Genomic DNA, 16466 nt, shown 5'->3' with positions numbered 1-16466 from the left:
CGGGGACGCGGTCCTGTCGCTCCGCGCGCGCTTCGGCGACGCCGCCCTGCCCGAGGCGCACGGCGAGGTGATCCACCGCACCGGCCACCGCGGCGCGCGAGCCCAGACCCTCCACGCGATCCGGGAGGCCTGAGCCCATGCGCCTGCCCACGAACCGCCACCGCCCAAGGGCCCGCCGGGCCGCCACGTCGCGCACGCGTCCCGGCATCGGCCACGTCAGCGCCGCACGGCACGCGGCCCCCTTCCGCGCGACGGCGGAGGGGCGGGCACTCCGCGCGCGCTGCGGCGGCGTAATCACCGAGGCGGCGGGCGCAGCGGTCCACCGCCCGGGACACGGCGCCGGAACCCTCCACGCGATCCGGGAGGCCTGAGCCCATGCGCCTGCCGACGAGCTGCTACCGCCTCCAGTTCCGCGAGGGCATGGACTTCGACCGGGCCGCCGCGCTCGCGCCCTATCTCGCCGGCCTCGGGATCAGCCATCTCTACGCCTCGCCCCTCTTCACTGCGACAGCGGGCTCGACCCACGGCTACGACGTGACCGATCCCGGAGAAATCGACCCGGCGCTCGGCGGACGCGAAGGACTGGAGCGGCTGTCGGCGGCGCTGAAGGAGCACGGCCTCGGCCTCATCCTCGACATCGTGCCGAACCACATGGCCTTTGCGCCGGAAACCCCCTGGCTCCGCGACGTGCTGCGGCGGGGGGCGGAGAGCCGCCATGCCGGCCATTTCGACCTCGACCCGCTGGCCGGGCGCATCCGGTTGCCGTGGCTCACCGCGCCCTTCGAGGAGGTGCTGGCGGAGGGCGGTCTCGCGGTGGAGGACGACCCGGACGGTCCGGTCCTCGCGGCGGGGGGACTGCGCGTGCCACTGGCCGCGACCGCCTCGCTCGAGGCCGCGCGGGGCGGCGGGACGGAGGCGCTCCGCGCGCTTCATGCCGAGCAGCCCTGGCGCCTCGTCCACTGGCGCACCGGGCACGACGCGCTCAGCCACCGGCGCTTCTTCTCGATCAGCGGCCTCGTCGGTGTCCGCGTCGAGGACGAGGGCGTCTTCGAGGACGTCCATCGCCTCCTCTTCGAGCTGGTCGAGGCGGGCATCGTCGACGGCATCCGCATAGACCACATCGACGGGCTGACCGACCCCGCCGCCTATCTCGAGCGGTTGCGCGCGCGGGTGCCGGAGACGCCCATCTGGGTGGAGAAGATCCTTTCGGGCCCCGAGACCCTGCCCCGCGCCTGGCCGGTCCAGGGGACCACGGGCTACGTCGCGGCGCGCGCGCTGTCGCGGCTCCTGACCGATGCCGAGGGCCTCGAGCACATCGTCGCCACCTATCGCGAGACGACGGGGCGCACCGACCCGGTCGAGGACGTGATCCGCCGCGCCCGCCACCAGGTGATGACCGAGGACCTCGCGGCCGAGCTCTGGTCGCTCCAGACCATGTTCGCCGAGATCGCCGAAGCCGACCCGATCGGCGTCGAGTTCGGGCAGGAAACGCTGCGCCTCGCGCTCATGGAGTTCATCGCCGCCTTCCCGCGCTACCGAACCTATGCCACGGACGACGACGTGGGCCCGCAGGACGCCGCCCTCATCCGCAGCACCGCCGAACGCGCGGCGGAGCGGACGACGCAGCCCGGCGCCCTGCCCTTCCTCGCCGAGGTGCTGACGCGGCCGGGCCCCGAGACCGCGCGCTTCCGGCTGCGGATGCAGCAGGTCACCGGCGCAGCCGTCGCGAAAAGCGCCGAGGACACCGCCTTCTACCGCGAGGTGCGCCTCCTCTCCGCCAACGAGGTCGGCGGCGAGCCCGACGACGACCCGCTCGGCATCGACGGCTTCCACCGCGCGATGGAGCGGCGGGCGCGCGACATGCCGCACGGGCTCACCCTCACCTCCTCGCACGATACCAAGCGATCCGAGGACGCGCGGATGCGCATCGCCGCCATCACGCGCGAGCCCGAGGCCTTCGAGGCGTGGTTCCGAATCTGCCGGGGTTTCGCGCCCGAGCGGCTGAACCCCAACCTCGTCTGGTACATCGCGCAGACCTTCCTCGCCCTCGATCCGGGCGACGGAGACGACGACGACGGCATGGGCGACAGGCTCGCCGGTCACGTCGTCAAGGCGCTCCGCGAGGCCAAGAGCGAGAGCTTCTGGACCGCGCCGGACCTCGAGCTGGAGGAGACGGCGCAGGCCTATGTCCGCCGCCTCGCCGGGCACTTCCCGCGCCATGCGCCCGAGGTCGCCGCCATCGTCGCGGCCGCCCGCGACCTCAGCCTGATCCAGACGGCGCTGAAGCTGACGATCCCCGGCATCCCGGACATCTACCAGGGCTGCGAACTGCCCTTCCTCGCGCTGACCGATCCCGACAACCGGCGCGCCGTGGACTTCGAGCTCCGCGCCAGGGCGCTGGGGGATGCGGCGGTGCTGCCCGACGGCCTCGCGCGGGAGAAGTTCGCCCTGACCCGGCGGCTCCTGCGGCTGAGGCGGGACGTGCCGGACCTGTTCCTCGCGGGCGGATACGAGCGCCTCGCGGCGCCGCCACGGGTCTGCGCCTTCGCGCGGAGCGGGGGCGGCAGGCGCCTCTGCGTCGCGGTCGGGCTGGACGCGGCGAAGGGCGCGCTGGACGCCGCCTTGCCCGAGGGCGAGCGCATCTGGCCCCCTGAGGGCGCAGACGGACCCGTGCGGGTCGTCCTCTCCGAAGCCTAGTCCCGGCCCGCGTCGGGGTCGTCCTCCTCGGGCGCGGCGGCGTCCCGGAGCGCTTCGGCCTCCTCCAGCGGCAGCGCCTCCTCCTCGCCGGCGGCGAGCGCGGCGGTCTCGGGCGTCGCGATCCGGGCAGGCACCGTGATCTGGAAGGCGCCCTTCTCGGCCTCGGGAACCGGCGCCTTGCGGGCCATCCGCCAGAGCGCGAAGGCGATCATCAGCGCATGCGCCACCAACGTCGTGAGGAACAGGCCCCCGGGCCCCAGCCGCGTCATCGCGACACCGGCCAGAAGCGGCCCGAGGATCGAGCCGAGCCCGAAGATCATCAGAAGCCCGCCCGAGACCTGGATCGAGGTGCCGGGCGGCGCGTTGTCGTTCGCATGGGCCACGATCAGCGGATACATCGCGTAGATCGCCGCGCCGAAGACCGCCGCGAGCGCGAGGTTCAGCGCGCGGCCCTCGGGCACCAGGATCACGAAGGCGAGGTCCGCGAGCAGCGCCAGGATCGCGGTCGCCACCAGCACCTTGCGCCGGTCCATCCGGTCGCTGGCATAGCCGATGGGCACCTGCGCGAAGGCGCCCGCCAGGACGGGGAGGCTGGCGAAGAGCGCGATCGCCGTCAGCGCGAGGCCGACCCGGTCGGCATAGACCGCCGCGAGCGTGCCGAAGGCCGCATTCGAGATGCCGACGAGGAAGACCGCCACCACCGCCACGGGCGAGTTTCGCCAGAGCGCGCGGAGATCGAGCTTCACCGAGGTCAGCGGCGCGGGCGACGGCGAGGTCGAGAGCGCGGTCGGAACGAGGGCGAGGCAGTAGACCATCGCCGCCACCGCGAAGAACACGAAGCCGCTTGCGTCGCCGAGCGCGACCGACATCTGCCCCGCCGTGCCTCCGAAGAGGCCGACCATGGAATAGATGCCGAAGATCGAGCCCCGCGTGCCCGGCTGCGCGCGGTCGTTGAGCCACGACTCGACGATCATCGCCGCCCCCGCGAAGCAGAAGCCCGAGACGGCGCGGACGGGAATCCAGGCCCAGGGCGCGACGACCAGCGCCTGCAACAGGACCGCCACCGCCGCGAAGGCGCACATGACCCCGAAGGTGCGGATATGGCCGACCGCGCCCACGATCCGCGGCGCGACGAGGCAGCCCGCCACGTAGCCGAAGGCCCAGCCGGTGCCGAGAAGGCCGAGCTCCGCCGCCGAGAATCCCTCGGCCGAGCCGCGCACGGGCAGGATCAGCCCGTGCATTCCGCCCCCGTAGGCGAGAAGGCCCGAGCCGAGAAGCAGGGCCGAGATCGGAACGAGTTGCCTGACCATCGCGCCCGAGGTTACCCGCCCCGGCCGGAATGGCCACCCCCGAAGGCCGGAACATCGCGTTCCGCGGTTCCGCTGGGACCGGACCCCCTGCGGAGACGAAGGCATCACGGGCAGTGGCTTGCGTGGAGTTCCTCGGACAGTGTCGAGCGCAACCTCAGCTCAGTGGACGCTGCTGTCATTCGGCCGCATGGGGTTCAGCACGGCCGGGCCTTCAGCGGCCGGTCCGGTCCTGTAGCCGAAGCCAAATGCCTCGTCGCTTGGCCCGTGTTCCCGCAGGAGCATCAGCCTTTCCCTGCCCTCTACCAGGTTCGGAATATGGCCCGCAGGTATCGGCCAGATGACATAGGACGGCGCTTCGAGCCTTTCGAACCATTCTGCCCGGCGGTTCAGAAACGCCCCGTGGATGGTCTTGTGCACGAAGTGATCGAAGTCCTCGTACCTTTCCTAAACCGAGAGGGTTGCCAGAGCCACATCGGGGCGTCCAAACAAACGGCCGCAATCATTCTCGGGAAGCGCGAGGTCTTCATCCTTCATCCTCCACACGAAACCGTTCGACCTGTCGGCCACTCGGTTAACCCGGTCCGTGTTCTCCTCGAAGCCCGCAATTCGAGGGTCGCCGAGAGGGTGCAAGAGATAGCCCATGTTCATCTGCGCGATGTGCTGCATCTTTCGCTCCATCCTGGTTGCCGGCGAAGGTGATCGGGAATGGCTATCCGGTCAAGAACGCGAGCTTGACGACCAGGAAGCGCTCGGAGCGGTCGTTGCACGCCCAAGCCCCGATGCTCCCGCTGGAGAACGCCGCGACGCCCCCCTCAGCGCGGCAGCACGAGGTCCACCCTCAACCCGCCCATCCGGGCGCTCTCGCCGAGCCTCAGCGTTCCGCCGTGGCGCTTGGCGATGTCGTTGGCGATGGCGAGGCCGAGGCCCACGCCGGAGCCCCGGTCCTGGTTCCGCGCCGTGTCGAGCCGCAGGAAGGGCAGGACGGCGTCGCCCCGGCTCTCGGGCGGGATGCCGGGGCCGTCGTCCTCGACCGTGAAGCGCAACGCGCGGTCGAGGAGCGCGACCGACACCACCGCCGTCTCGCCGTAGCGGAGCGCGTTCGACACGAGGTTGGTCAGCGCCCGCTGCACGGCCTTGGGGCGCATCTGCACCGGCGGGGCGGTCTCCGGCCCCTCGTAGGCGATGGCGCCCCCGCCCCGCCGCGCGGCCTCGACCACGCCGCGCGCGAGCGCCGCCGGATCGCTCTCGGCCGGATCGTCCAGCGCCTCGCCCCGCGCGAAGTCGAGGAACGTGTCGAGAAGCCCCTCCATCTCGTCCACGTCGCGCAGGATGTCTGCCACCTCCGGCTCCTCCGGCAGCATCGAGAGCCCCAGGCGCATCCGCGTGAGCGGCGTGCGCAGGTCGTGGCTGACGCCCGAGAGCATCATCGTCCGCTGCTCGATCTGGCTCTCGATCCGGGCGCGCATGTCCAGGAAGGCGCGTCCCGCGCTCCGCACCTCCGAGGCGCCGCCGGGCCTGTAGGGCACCATGCGCCCCTTGCCGAAGGCCTCCGCCGCCGAGGCGAGGCGCCGGATCGGGCGGAGCTGGTTGCGCAGGAACAGGTAGGCGAGCCCCGTCATCAGGATGCCGGTCGAGGCCATGATGACGAGGAGCTGGTGGGGGTTCGACGCCGAGACGCGCCGCCGCGCCACGACGAGGTCCATGGCGGGCCGCCCCGCGCCCTCGCCGATGGCGATCACGGCGTGACGGGGGCTCTCCGACAGGTCGACGGCGCGCACGTCCGGCAGCCGGTCGCGGAAGATCTCGGTCATCACCGCGCCCGAGAGGTCGTAGAAGGCGCGCCGGTCCTCGGTGATGCCGCGCGGCGGCATGTCGACCCGCACCTCCAGCGCCTGCGCCGTGGCGAGGCCGGCCTGCATCCCCTCCTCCGCGAAGCGCGCGAGGATCAGCCGCAGGTCGAGCGAGAGGGCCAGCGCCATCTGCTCCGTCACGTTCTCGTAATGGCGTTGAATGAAGACCGAGGACACGACAAGCTGCACCGCCAGCACCGGCAGGATGAGGATGAGCGCGGCGCGGGCGTAGATGCCGCGCGGGGCGAAGCGCTTGAGCCAGGAGAACGGGGTCATGGACGCATCTAAGCGGCAGGGGGCGCCCGAGGAAAGGGGCGCCGACGCACCGGAGCCGGAGCTGCGCCGCGTCCTCGCGCCGAACCCCTCGCCGATGACCTACCGGGGCACGAACACCTGGATCCTCGGCGAGGGCGAGGTCGCTGTGATCGACCCCGGCCCGGCGCGCGAGGACCACCTCGCCGCGATCCTAGCCGCCCTCCGGCCGGGCGAGCGGGTTGGCGCCATCCTCGTCACGCATTCCCATCTCGACCATTCGCCCCTCGCCCGGCCCCTCGCCGGCGCCACGGGCGCGCCTGTCCTCGCCGCAGGGCCGTCCGACTGGGGCCGCAGCGCCGCGATGGAGGCGCTCGCCCGCTCGGGCGGCGCGGGCGGCGGCGAGGGGGTGGACCGCGACTTCGCGCCGGATGCCCGGATCGCGGAGGGCGACGTGCTGGAGGGCGGCTGGGGCCGGATCGAGGTCCTCGCCACACCGGGCCACATGGCCAACCACCTGTCCTTCGGGTGGCGCGGCGCGCTCTTCGTCGGCGACACGGTGATGGGCTGGTCCACCTCGCTCGTCTCGCCGCCCGACGGCGACATGACGGCCTTCATGGCGACGCTCGACCGCCTCGCCGCGCGCGCGGACCGCGTCCACTACCCCGGCCACGGCGATCCCGTCGCCGATCCCGCCGCGCGCGTGGCCGAACTCATCGCTCACCGCCGCGCCCGCGAAGCCCAGATCCGCGACGCGCTGAAGAGGTCCGGCCCCGCCACCGCGGAGGACCTCGCGCGCGCCATCTATACCGATCTGGACCCCGTCCTCCTCCCCGCAGCCACCCGCAACGTCCTCGCGCATCTCCTTGATCTGAATGAGAGAAACCTTGCCGGGACCGAAGACCCCCTCACCGTCTCGGCCCGCTTCGCCCTCACCTGACCGCCGCGCCCGTTTTTTCCCGGCGCCCCTCTGGACAGGCAGGGGACCACTTGCTATGTGACGCGCCAGTTCCGGCGTAGCTCAGCGGTAGAGCAGTTGACTGTTAATCAATTGGTCGTAGGTTCGATCCCTACCGCCGGAGCCAATCCCCAAAAATCAAGTGAAATCAACGCGCAGCCCTGACGAGTCAGTCAGGCGCGGGGAATGCGGCACGTTCCGCGACACGAGAGTCGCGAGGTCGTCGCGCACTTGGCTGCACAGGGCATCCACATCCTCCGGCGCGGCGCGACCCTCGTCTTCCGCCGCCGGGTTCCCGCCAGCCTGGCGCGGGTCCGCAAGCAATCGGTTTTTGCCTTCTCGCTGCGAACCCATGTGCTGTCCGAGGGACGCCGGCGGGCCGCATTCGCGGCCCGATGCACCGACGACCTCATCGGATGGGTGGAAGCGTTCGGCAAGCCTGCACCCTGCACGACATGGCTGGCGAGGCGTAGAGCGCCTCACAGGAAATCGGACACCCAACCGGGATCGTCGGGAGCGCTCCCCTTGACGACAAGCGTGGTCTCGCAGTCGGTCAGGACATAGCCCGGCTTTCCCGACCATACGCTGCCGCCCGTTTCCTCGGCGATCAGAACGCCGGTCGCGTGATCCCACGGCTTGGGAGCCGGCGCCGCGATCAGGTCCGCATGGCCGAAAGCCAGTGTCCTGTATTCATGGCACGAACAGCGCAGGCTGGTCACACGCCCCCAATCGGGCAGCCTTGCGGCGATCCGTGTCCGGTCGGAGGGCGGGTAGAGAAAGAGCGGGACAAAAGCCTGGGCTTCCGATTTGCGGCGGGGAGGTGGACCGACGAGGCGCGCTGCCGCTTCGCCGGGGCGGCAGAACCAGACACCACGGCCGCGCTCCGCCATGACCCAGTCGTCCATGACGGGGTCGTAGAGCAGGCCGAACATGGTCCGACCTTCCTCGACCACCGCCAAGATCACCCCGAACAGCGCAAGCCCCGAAGCGTAATTCCAGGTGCCGTCGATCGGATCGATGAGCACCGTGCGCCCGCCGTGCTTGAGGCGGTCGAGGATGCTCGGGTCTTCCGACACCGCTTCCTCGCCCACGATGGCCGCGTCGGGCATGAGCATGCGCACCGCGTCGTGCAGCATGCGCTCGGCGGCGCGGTCGGCCACGGTGACGAGATCGCTCGGCGACGTCTTGGTGCCGACATCCCCGGGCGCCAGCCGCCGGAACCGCGGCAGGATTTCGGTCCGGGCGGCGGCGCGGACGGCGGCGACCAGGCCGTCGCGCTCTGTCTCCGACAGGACCATGGCTCAGACCAGCGCCTTGAGGGGTTCGAAATGGTGCATCGTCTCGAAGTTGCAGAATTCCACCGGGCCAAGCGGAATATCCGACAGGGACGCGCGGTAGCGTTCGGTCAGCTCTGCGCTGAAGGCGACGAGCGCTTCGGCCGTGGGGCGGGTCAGCCAATCGATCAGATAGGCCAGCGTGATGTGAAAGACGTGGTCGTCGTAATCCGCCGGGTTGATCCCCGTGGCCGCGCGCAGGGCGTCGCGTTCGGCGCGGAACGGCGCATCGCCATCCGGCCCCGTGCCCGTCATGGTCAGACTGTGCCCGCAATAGAGATCCGCCACGCGCGCCTGCCGGGTGGCGGGCAAGGTCAACCCCTCGACACGTCCGAGCAATTCGGCGCTGACCGTGTCGCGGCGCGGACCGCGCGGCTCGAAGCCGGGGGACATGCCGCCAAGGATCGTCATGTGGAAGGAACTGGGCGGCAGGAAGGCGAAGAAGCCCGCGAAACGGCTCATCTTCACCTCTTCCTGCATCGCACGGATGGCGTCATGGGCGTCGCTGTCGGGGAGGACATGGCGCACGAAGGTATTGCCCGGCCAATGCTGCACATGGCCATCCGTCGCGAATTTGCCGCCTTCGCCCGGAAGCGAGATGCCGGGCGGGCGGGCGGCGCCGTCGAGCCTGCCTGTAAGGTAGGCGATGGGATCGGGGCGGGATGGGTCCGGCCTGTCTTTCATGGGGTCTCCAGTCGTAGTCCTGTTGCGGGATCGAACAGGTGCAGGTGGTCTTGTGGAAGATCGAGGGTGATCGTGTCGGCGGGGGCCAGGTGCATTCCGATCGGCGTGGCCACCTGAACCTCTTGCCCGCCCGGAAGACGCGCGACGATGGCCGTGTGCGAACCGAGATCCTCGCGATAAACGACCTGCGCTGCGAAGCCTTCGCCGCCGATCGTGATCTTTTCCGGCCGGATGCCCAATAGGGCCGGACCATCGTGGGGATGGAGGGCCATTTCGGTGCCGTCGTCCAACCGCAGCTTGCCCCCGCGGCCCGTCACCGCAAGTAGGTTCATCGGCGGCGCCCCGATGAAGCCCGCCACGAAGGTCGTGGCGGGGCGGTGATAGATGGCATCCGGCGTATCGAACTGCTCGATCCGGCCCTTGTTCAGGATCAGGACCTTGTCGGCCAGCGTCATCGCCTCGACCTGGTCGTGGGTCACGAAGACCGTCGTCGCACCGATGGTGCGGTGCAGCTGGCTCAGCTCCATCCGCATGCCATGCCGCAGCTTGGCGTCGAGATTGCTGAGCGGTTCGTCGAACAGGAGCACCCTGGGCTCGCGCACGATGGCGCGGGCGATGGCGACGCGCTGGCGCTGCCCGCCCGACAGCTCGGAGGGGCGGCGGTCGAGCAGGCCCTCCAGTTCGACCACCCGCGCGGCTTCGGCCACGCGGCGGGCGCGTTCCAGCTTGGCTACGCCCGCGACCTTCAAGGCGTAGCCGATGTTGTCGGCCACCGTCATGTGGGGATAGAGAGCGTAGTTCTGGAACACCATGGCGCAGCCGCGATCCTTGGGCGGCAGGTCCTGCACCTCGCGCGTACCGATGCGGATCCTGCCGTCGCTCAGTCCTTCCAGCCCCGCGATCAGGTTCAGGAGGGTGGACTTGCCGCAGCCCGACGGCCCCAGGATGACGGTGAATTCCCCGCCCCCCAGCGTGGCCGTGATGGCGTCGATCACGGGCGTGTCGCCGAAGGATTTCGTGACGGCGTCGAGATGGATGGAGTCCGCTGCCACGCTCATTTCTCCGACAGGTTGAGGCCGCGCACGATCTGCCTTTGCATCACGGCGATCAGCACGACGGGAAGGAAGGACACGAAGAGCGCGCCGGTCATCAGCATCGGCACTTCGGGGATGCGATCCGGTTCGGAGGTGGCCAGCCGGGCAAGCCCCACGACCGCCGGTTGCGCATCCGGCGTGGAGGCCGCGACCAGCGGCCAGAGGTATTGCGTCCAGCCGCCGATGAACCAGAACATGAAGGTCGCCACCAGCGGCGTCCAGGACAGGGGCAGCAGGATGTCCCACATGAAACGCCACGGCCCCGCCCCGTCCATCGCCGCGGCCCTGGGCAGGTCGCGCGGCAGCGACAGAAAGAACTGTCGGTAGATGAAGACGCTGGTGGATCCGCAGGCGATGGGCGCGGCGACGCCGATATAGGTGTCGAGCAGGCTGAGCCGCAGATCGCTGCCCAGCCCCGTGATCTCGCCCAGCCCCGTCAGCGACAGGAGCCAGTTGAGCGGCATCGCGACATTGGCCACGATCTGGTAGGTGGTGATCACGACCAATTCCAGCGGCAGCATCACCGTCACGAGCGTCAGCGCGAAGACGAGGCGATTCAGCCGGTTGTCGAAGAAGACCAGCGCGAAGGTCGCCGTGAAGGCGAAGGCGCATTTGATCGCCGCCACCAGCGTCGAGATCACGATGGAGTTCCACAATTGCGCAGGCAGCGCCGTTTCCGTCCAGATATGGGCGAGATTGTCGAGGAAATGCCCGCCGATCTGCAGCGTGATGCCGCCGTTGCGCACGAATTGCTCGTAGGACAGCGTGGCGGTCAGAAAGGCGATCACCAGCGGCGCGAGGATGAAGGCGACGCCGACGATCAGCACGATCCGCGCGGCGATGTCGATGCTCTTGGTGCGTTCGATCATCGGCTCACCTTTCGTACTTCACGTGTCTTTCAAGGCGGAATTGCAAGGCGACCATGATCAGCACGAAAAGCATCAGGATGACGGTCTGCGTCGCCGCCCCCGACAGGTCATAGGCTTTGAACCCGTCGACATAGATCTTGTAGATCAACAGCGTCGTGGCCCCGCCCGGGCCGCCCTCGGTCATCGTGTCGATCAGGCCGAAGGCCTCGACCACGGTGCCGACGAATTCCAGCACGAAGGTCAGGAACAACTGCGGCGTCAGAAGCGGGATCTGGATGTCCCGGACCCGCCGCCACGGGCTTGCGCCATCCATCACCGCGGCCTTGGTCACGGTGTCGGGGATGGTCTGCAGACCGGACAGCAGGATGATGAAGTTGAACGGGATGCCGTTCCAGACCTGCGCCACGACGATGGTGACGAAGGCATCGGTGCCGTCGATGCGCGGGTTCCAAAGGCCCGGCCAGATCTCGTTGAGCGGCGCGAAGATGCCCAGGAACGGATTGAAGATGAAGACGAACACCACGCCGATGGAGGCCCCGGCGACCGCCTTGGGCCAGATGAGGATGTTGCGCGCGGCCGCCGACCCGCGCAGGCCCCTGTCGGCGGCCAGCGCCAGCATCAGCGAGATCCCGATGGCGAGGCCGGGGGCGACGATCATGAAGATGGCGGTGCGCCGGAGCGCGTCCCAGAATTCCGCGTCCGACAGCACCCGCGCGAAATTGTCGAGGCCCACGAATTGCGAGCCGCCTCCGAAGGGACGCTCCAGGAACAGCGACCAGAAGAAGGCCAGCCCGACGGGGACATAGAAGAACAGGAAGATCAGGACCAGGATCGGCGCGACAAGGGCCGCATAGGTCCACCTGCCGGAGTAGAAGCCCTTTTGCATCGTCCTGCTCCTGATGAATGACACCGGCGCAATGCGCGCCGGTGCCGGTGTCTTGTGCCGCGATCAGGGCAGGGTGACGCCCCGGTAGGTCTGCTCGAAACGGCGCAGCAATTCGTTGCCCCGCACCACCGAATTGTCGAGCGCGGCCTGCATCGTCTGCTCGCCGTTGAAGGCGCGCTGCGTCTCCTCGATGAACACATCGCGGAACTGCACGTAGAAGCCGAGGCGGATGCCGCGCGAGTTCTCGTTGCCCGGCTGGTTGAGCGAGGCGACGCCCATTTCGGCGGTGGCGAATTCCGGTTCCACGGCGCGACCGCTGGCCACAAGCTCGTTCAAGGCCGCCATGGTCACCGGCAGGTTGCCGGTCATGCGGGTCATCTCGATCTGCTGTTCGGTCTCGCGCACGAAGTTCAGGAAGGCCACCGCCGCCTCGTAATCCGCGTCCTCATGGCCCTTCATGACCCAGATCGAGGCCCCGCCGATGAAGGTGTTGCGGCGCTCGACGCCCTCGTACATCGGCGCCATGCCGAGCGCGGCGGCATCACCCAGGGCGGCCCGGATCGCGCCGAAGGACCCGCTGGAGGCCTCCATCATCGCGCATTCGCCCGCGTTGAAGGCCGCGACGTAGTTCCCGGCCGCCGTATCGGCGTTGAGGCGCACCAGTCCCTCCTCGCGCCAGGCGGCGAGGTTGGCGAGGTGGTCGGCCACCGGGCCGGTGTTGAAACTGTATTCGGCGTCGAGGCCCGCGTATCCGTTGTTGTTCGTCGCGATGGCCGCGCCGTGACGTGCCGAGAACTGCTCCAGCACGCGCCACGGATGGCCGTCGGTGACGAAGGGGCAGGCATGGCCGTCGGCCTGCAACAGGCGCGCCACCTCGATCACGCGCTCCCAGGTTTGCGGCACCTCGGTCACGCCGACTTCGCCCAGCATGTCCATGTTGGCATAGAACAGCAGCGTGGACCCGTTGTAGGGCTGCGAGAACATCGCGCCGGTCGAGGTCTGATAGTAGCCGCGTGCGCCGGTGTTGTAGTCGGACCAGTCCACGTCGGGCATGATGTCGGAGACCGGCAGCACCGCGTCCGACAGCATCAGGTCGAGCGTGCCGGCATCGAAGAACTGGATCAGCACGGGATGCTCGCCCGAGCGGTAGGCGGCGATGGCGGTCTGCATGCCTGCCTCGTAGCTGCCCTGGCCGACGCAGGTGATCGTATGGGCGTCCTGCGCGGCGTTGAACGCCTCGCAATGGCCCTGAATGGCCTCTTCGGTGACGCCGGTATTGCCGTACCAGAACTCGATGTCTGCGGCCTGCGCGGCGGGCGCGAGGGCGCTGAACGCCAGCACGGGCAGGATGAAGGACTTGATGGTCATGGAGAACCTCCCAGGGGTTGCGGAATCGCCGAAGACGGGTTGTCAGGAGCATTTGTTACACTTTGTGTGTGACAATGGAATGACGAAAGTCTGCCGCTGGAAATCACACGGGACGCGGGTATGTTCGCGCGATGATGCGCGCGACCGACCATGACCCATGGACCTACCTACCCACCCGTTTCCGGCGTGCGCCTGACGTCGCCGAAGCTGTCTCCGGGAACGAGCGTCTCGTGCTGTCGCAAGTTTGGCGCAACGCGGGGCTGGCGCGCTCGGCGCTTGGCGCCCGGCTGGACCTGACGCAGCAATCCATCCACCGCATCATCGCGCAGCTGGCCGATCGCGGTCTCCTGATCCTCGGTGATCTCGAGCCGCCAGCCTACAAGGGCAAGCCCAGCCCGCGCCTGTCGATCAACCCGCGCCATGCCTGCGTGGCCGGCATCTCGATCAATACCGACAGCGCGGGCATCGCCGTGATGGATTTCGCGGGCGGCGTGCGGACGCGGTCCGTGCCGATCAGCGACCTGACGCTGCGGGAGGGCCTGGCGCGGGTCGGCGACGTGATCGCGGCCTTGCGCGCCGAGGCGGGTTTCGCCGCCGAGGATCTTTTCGGCATCGGCTTCGCCATCTCCGGCTTCGTGATCGAAGGGTCACGCTACAACGCGCCCGAGCCGTTGTCGCATTGGTCGGATGTCCAGCTTGGCCCGCTCCTGTCGGAGCATTTCGGCCTGCCGGTCTGGACAGAGAACGGCGCCAACACCGGCGCAATCTGCGAGCAGATGCTGGGAGTCGGGCGCGAGGTCGACAATTTCGTCTACCTGTCGTTCAACTACGGGTTCGGCGGCGGGATCATCCTGGACGGCGAGCTGGCCCGTGGGGCTTTTGGCAATGCCGGCGAGTTGTCGGGGATGTTCACCCCCGCCGAGATGCCCGACAGGCCGGCGCTGCGGAGCCTGCTTGAAACATTGCAGGCCAACGGGGTGGACGTGACGACGATTTACGACCTTTCCCGGCAATTCGAGATCACGTGGCCTAGCGTCTCGGACTGGCTGGACCGGGTCGAACCCTATCACAACCGCGTCGTGAACGTCCTGAGCGCGGTGGTCGATCCCGAGGTGATCGTCTTCGGCGGCCAGATCCCGCGCGCCCTGGCCGAGGCGCTCATCGCGCGCACCGCATTCTGGGATCATCCGCGCCACGGGATCCGCCGTCGCATGCCGCGCCTTCAGGTCTCGGAGATCGGCGGAGAGACCTCGGCCATCGGTGCTGCCGCGATGGCCCTCAAGAAAGGGTTCTTCTGATGGCCCGAACGAACGCCCGCGTTCCCGGATCCGCCAGGTTCCGATGATCCCGTTGCGTTTCGGCACCTGCTCGGACGCAATTGCAAACGTCCGCGTCCCGCCCGATCTGCCCTTCGATGCCCTTTACGAGAACGGCCCTTGGCCGACCTTCGGGAACCTCGCGATCCGTGACCGGATAGGGAGTGCTTCTCCATCCGGAAACGCGCCGTCTCCGAACCAGGACGCCTCCCGCTTCGCAATATCGACTTCCTCGGTGGTCAGCCCGGCCTTCCAGTAGCCCGAAGTGACGACTTGGCTTCGGTCGAGCCCGATGCCGTCCAGCACGAGCCGCCTGAGCCGGCGCATCGCCCCTGCCTCGCACGCCGCAAGGAACAGGCTGTGGCCACGCAGCGACAGGCGAAGGCGCGCCTCGATGTCCTCGACGCTTCGACCAGACTGAACCGAGACGTCCCGCGAGGGATCGAGGCGCGGCAGCGGTCCATCCGCGTCCGGCAGAAGGAGCACCTCAACCGGCCTTGTCGCGTCGGCCGTCTCCAGCAACGCAGAGACAAGCGGGAGCGCGGTGGCGTCGGCGACGAGAAAGCTCTTGTACGCTCCCGGCTCCTGCAACGTGATCTTCGGCGGGCCGCCATGGCGCCAGCCGATCGCGTCCCCGGGCGCCGCCCGGCGCAGCCATCGCGCGGCCGGACCGTCCCCGTCGTGGACGACGAAATCGACGTCGAACCGCCCGTCGGCGTGCCAGCGGCGATAGGTGAAGGCGCGGGCGCGCGGGACCGTTGCATCCTGCGGGTCGGGAAAGAACAGGCGGCAATGGCCGCCATGCGGGCGCACCTCCGTCGGGTGCGGGTCGCCCTCGGGCGCGAAGGTCACGCGCCGCATCGTCGGGCCGAGCGGAGCGACCCGCTCGACCCTGACCGCGCGGACGGGATCACTCGACGCCATAGATCCGCGCGATGTCCTCGAGCATCAGCCCGGCGGCGAGGATGCCGCCCGCCGTGTTCCAGATCGCGTCGCTGACGGCGTGGACATTGCCCGCCTGAACGGCCGAGAGGGATTGCCAGAGCGGGTCCGCCAGAACCTCGTTGGCGAGCGCGTCGCCCTCGCCGTCGCCGGTGTCCCAGGTGAAGTGGAAGATCCGGTCGCCGTCCATGTCCGGGATGGCCTCCTTGCCGGTGAAGATGGCGAAGGCCTCGACGTCCTGGATCTCGGGCCGCCGGAAGCCGAGGTCTTGCAGCAGCACGCCCGAGAAGCTGTCGAGCTGGTAGATGCGGATCTGGCCGGGAAGGAAGCGGATGACCGAGACCTCCTCCTCGAGCGCCGGGCCGAGCCGCTCCCGCAGGCCGGCGACGGCGGCATCGTAGTCCGCGATGGCGGCCGCGCCCTGCGCCTCGCGGCCGAGGGCTTCGGCGTAGAGGCGGAAGTTGATCTTCCAGTCGCCGCGCAGTTCCTGGGACATCACCGTCGGCGCGATGGCGGAGAGCTGCGGATAGATCTCCTCGTGGCGCTGCGCGTTCCCGATGATGAGGTCGGGCTCGAGCGCCGCGACAAGCTCGAGATTCACCGCGCTCTCGGTTCCGACCGGTACGGCGTCGCCCATCGCCTCGGCGATGTGGTCCCACCACGGGTCGCCGTTCCAGGAATTCGCCGCGCCCACGGGCGTGACGCCGAGCGCCAGCAGCGCCTCGGTGCCCTCGTTGGTCAGCACGACGACCCGCTGCGGCGCGTCGGGAACCTCGGTGACGCCGAGGGCATGCTCGACCTCGCGCGCCTGGAGCGCACCGGCGAAGAGGAGGGCCGCAACGGGAACCGCCGCGAGGAAGGATCGAAAGAGGGTCATGGTGCGCCGCCTTATTGTTGAGTGATTCA

Annotated in this window: 14 protein-coding genes, 1 tRNA gene and 1 pseudogene; 5 read left to right on the top strand and 11 right to left on the bottom strand. The window is 69.2% G+C overall.

Features of this window, described 5'->3' with window-relative positions:
• Positions 1-375 precede the first annotated feature (375 nt).
• On the top strand, positions 376-2697 hold the full coding sequence (treY, locus tag ACTS11_RS12650; RefSeq protein WP_442640670.1) for a malto-oligosyltrehalose synthase: 2322 nt from the start codon (positions 376-378) through the stop codon (positions 2695-2697).
• On the opposite strand, the gene ACTS11_RS12645 is transcribed toward treY, so the two are convergent.
• The 3 genes and pseudogenes from ACTS11_RS12645 to ACTS11_RS12635 form a co-directional block, all read right to left on the bottom strand.
• Positions 2694-4007 (bottom strand): MFS transporter, encoded by a 1314-nt coding sequence (locus ACTS11_RS12645; RefSeq protein ID WP_442640669.1) that lies wholly within the window; start codon positions 4005-4007, stop codon positions 2694-2696. The two genes, treY and ACTS11_RS12645, sit on opposite strands and share 4 nt — an antisense overlap.
• 159 nt (positions 4008-4166) lie before the next feature.
• Positions 4167-4655, bottom strand: a pseudogene (locus ACTS11_RS12640) (DUF3291 domain-containing protein).
• Between the two features lie 164 nt (positions 4656-4819).
• Complete coding sequence (locus ACTS11_RS12635) at positions 4820-6133, bottom strand: ATP-binding protein (RefSeq protein ID WP_442640668.1); 1314 nt, start codon at positions 6131-6133, stop codon at positions 4820-4822.
• On the opposite strand from ACTS11_RS12635, the gene ACTS11_RS12630 reads away from it, so the two are divergent.
• From ACTS11_RS12630 to ACTS11_RS12620, 3 genes are all read left to right on the top strand, one after another.
• Positions 6132-7049: an MBL fold metallo-hydrolase gene (locus tag ACTS11_RS12630; RefSeq protein WP_442640667.1), complete on the top strand. Its 918-nt coding sequence runs from the start codon at positions 6132-6134 to the stop codon at positions 7047-7049. The genes ACTS11_RS12635 and ACTS11_RS12630 overlap by 2 nt on opposite strands.
• A 70-nt stretch (positions 7050-7119) precedes the next feature.
• Positions 7120-7194, top strand: a tRNA-Asn gene (locus tag ACTS11_RS12625).
• A gap of 59 nt (positions 7195-7253) precedes the next feature.
• Positions 7254-7631: a DUF6538 domain-containing protein gene (locus ACTS11_RS12620; protein ID WP_442640666.1), complete on the top strand. Its 378-nt coding sequence runs from the start codon at positions 7254-7256 to the stop codon at positions 7629-7631.
• Here the strand turns inward: ACTS11_RS12620 and ACTS11_RS12615 are convergent.
• The 6 genes from ACTS11_RS12615 to ACTS11_RS12590 form a co-directional block, all read right to left on the bottom strand.
• Positions 7547-8365 (bottom strand): inositol monophosphatase family protein, encoded by an 819-nt coding sequence (locus ACTS11_RS12615; protein ID WP_442640665.1) that lies wholly within the window; start codon positions 8363-8365, stop codon positions 7547-7549. The two genes, ACTS11_RS12620 and ACTS11_RS12615, sit on opposite strands and share 85 nt — an antisense overlap.
• A 3-nt stretch (positions 8366-8368) precedes the next feature.
• A complete protein-coding gene (locus ACTS11_RS12610; RefSeq protein ID WP_442640664.1) occupies positions 8369-9085 on the bottom strand; it encodes a DUF1868 domain-containing protein in 717 nt (238 codons plus the stop codon).
• Complete coding sequence (locus tag ACTS11_RS12605; RefSeq protein WP_442640663.1) at positions 9082-10143, bottom strand: ABC transporter ATP-binding protein; 1062 nt, start codon at positions 10141-10143, stop codon at positions 9082-9084. Before ACTS11_RS12605 ends, ACTS11_RS12610 begins: the two co-directional genes overlap by 4 nt.
• Positions 10140-11048, bottom strand: a complete 909-nt coding sequence (locus ACTS11_RS12600) for a carbohydrate ABC transporter permease (RefSeq protein WP_442640662.1) — start codon at positions 11046-11048, stop codon at positions 10140-10142. The genes ACTS11_RS12605 and ACTS11_RS12600 overlap by 4 nt, the downstream gene beginning before the upstream one ends.
• Before the next feature lie 4 nt (positions 11049-11052).
• Entirely contained in the window at positions 11053-11934 is an 882-nt protein-coding gene (locus ACTS11_RS12595; RefSeq protein ID WP_442640661.1) for a carbohydrate ABC transporter permease, read from the bottom strand.
• Between the two features lie 63 nt (positions 11935-11997).
• Positions 11998-13302: an extracellular solute-binding protein gene (locus ACTS11_RS12590; RefSeq protein WP_442640660.1), complete on the bottom strand. Its 1305-nt coding sequence runs from the start codon at positions 13300-13302 to the stop codon at positions 11998-12000.
• A gap of 131 nt (positions 13303-13433) precedes the next feature.
• Here ACTS11_RS12590 and ACTS11_RS12585 point away from each other — a divergent pair, with 131 nt between their 5' ends.
• Positions 13434-14600 carry an ROK family transcriptional regulator gene (locus ACTS11_RS12585; RefSeq protein WP_442640659.1) on the top strand — a complete coding sequence of 389 codons (1167 nt, stop codon included), beginning with the start codon at positions 13434-13436 and terminating at the stop codon, positions 14598-14600.
• Positions 14601-14723: 123 nt separating this feature from the next.
• Here ACTS11_RS12585 and ACTS11_RS12580 read toward each other — a convergent pair whose 3' ends face one another.
• Positions 14724-15470, bottom strand: coding sequence for a siderophore-interacting protein (locus tag ACTS11_RS12580; protein ID WP_442640658.1), 747 nt, complete (start codon positions 15468-15470; stop codon positions 14724-14726).
• Between the two features lie 58 nt (positions 15471-15528).
• Positions 15529-16437: an ABC transporter substrate-binding protein gene (locus ACTS11_RS12575; protein ID WP_442640657.1), complete on the bottom strand. Its 909-nt coding sequence runs from the start codon at positions 16435-16437 to the stop codon at positions 15529-15531.
• Positions 16438-16466: the final 29 nt, after the last annotated feature.

The organism is Roseicyclus sp., assembly GCF_052168335.1.
In the GTDB taxonomy this organism is placed as follows: domain Bacteria; phylum Pseudomonadota; class Alphaproteobacteria; order Rhodobacterales; family Rhodobacteraceae; genus Roseibacterium.
This window is presented reverse-complemented; position numbering and strand designations above follow the sequence as displayed.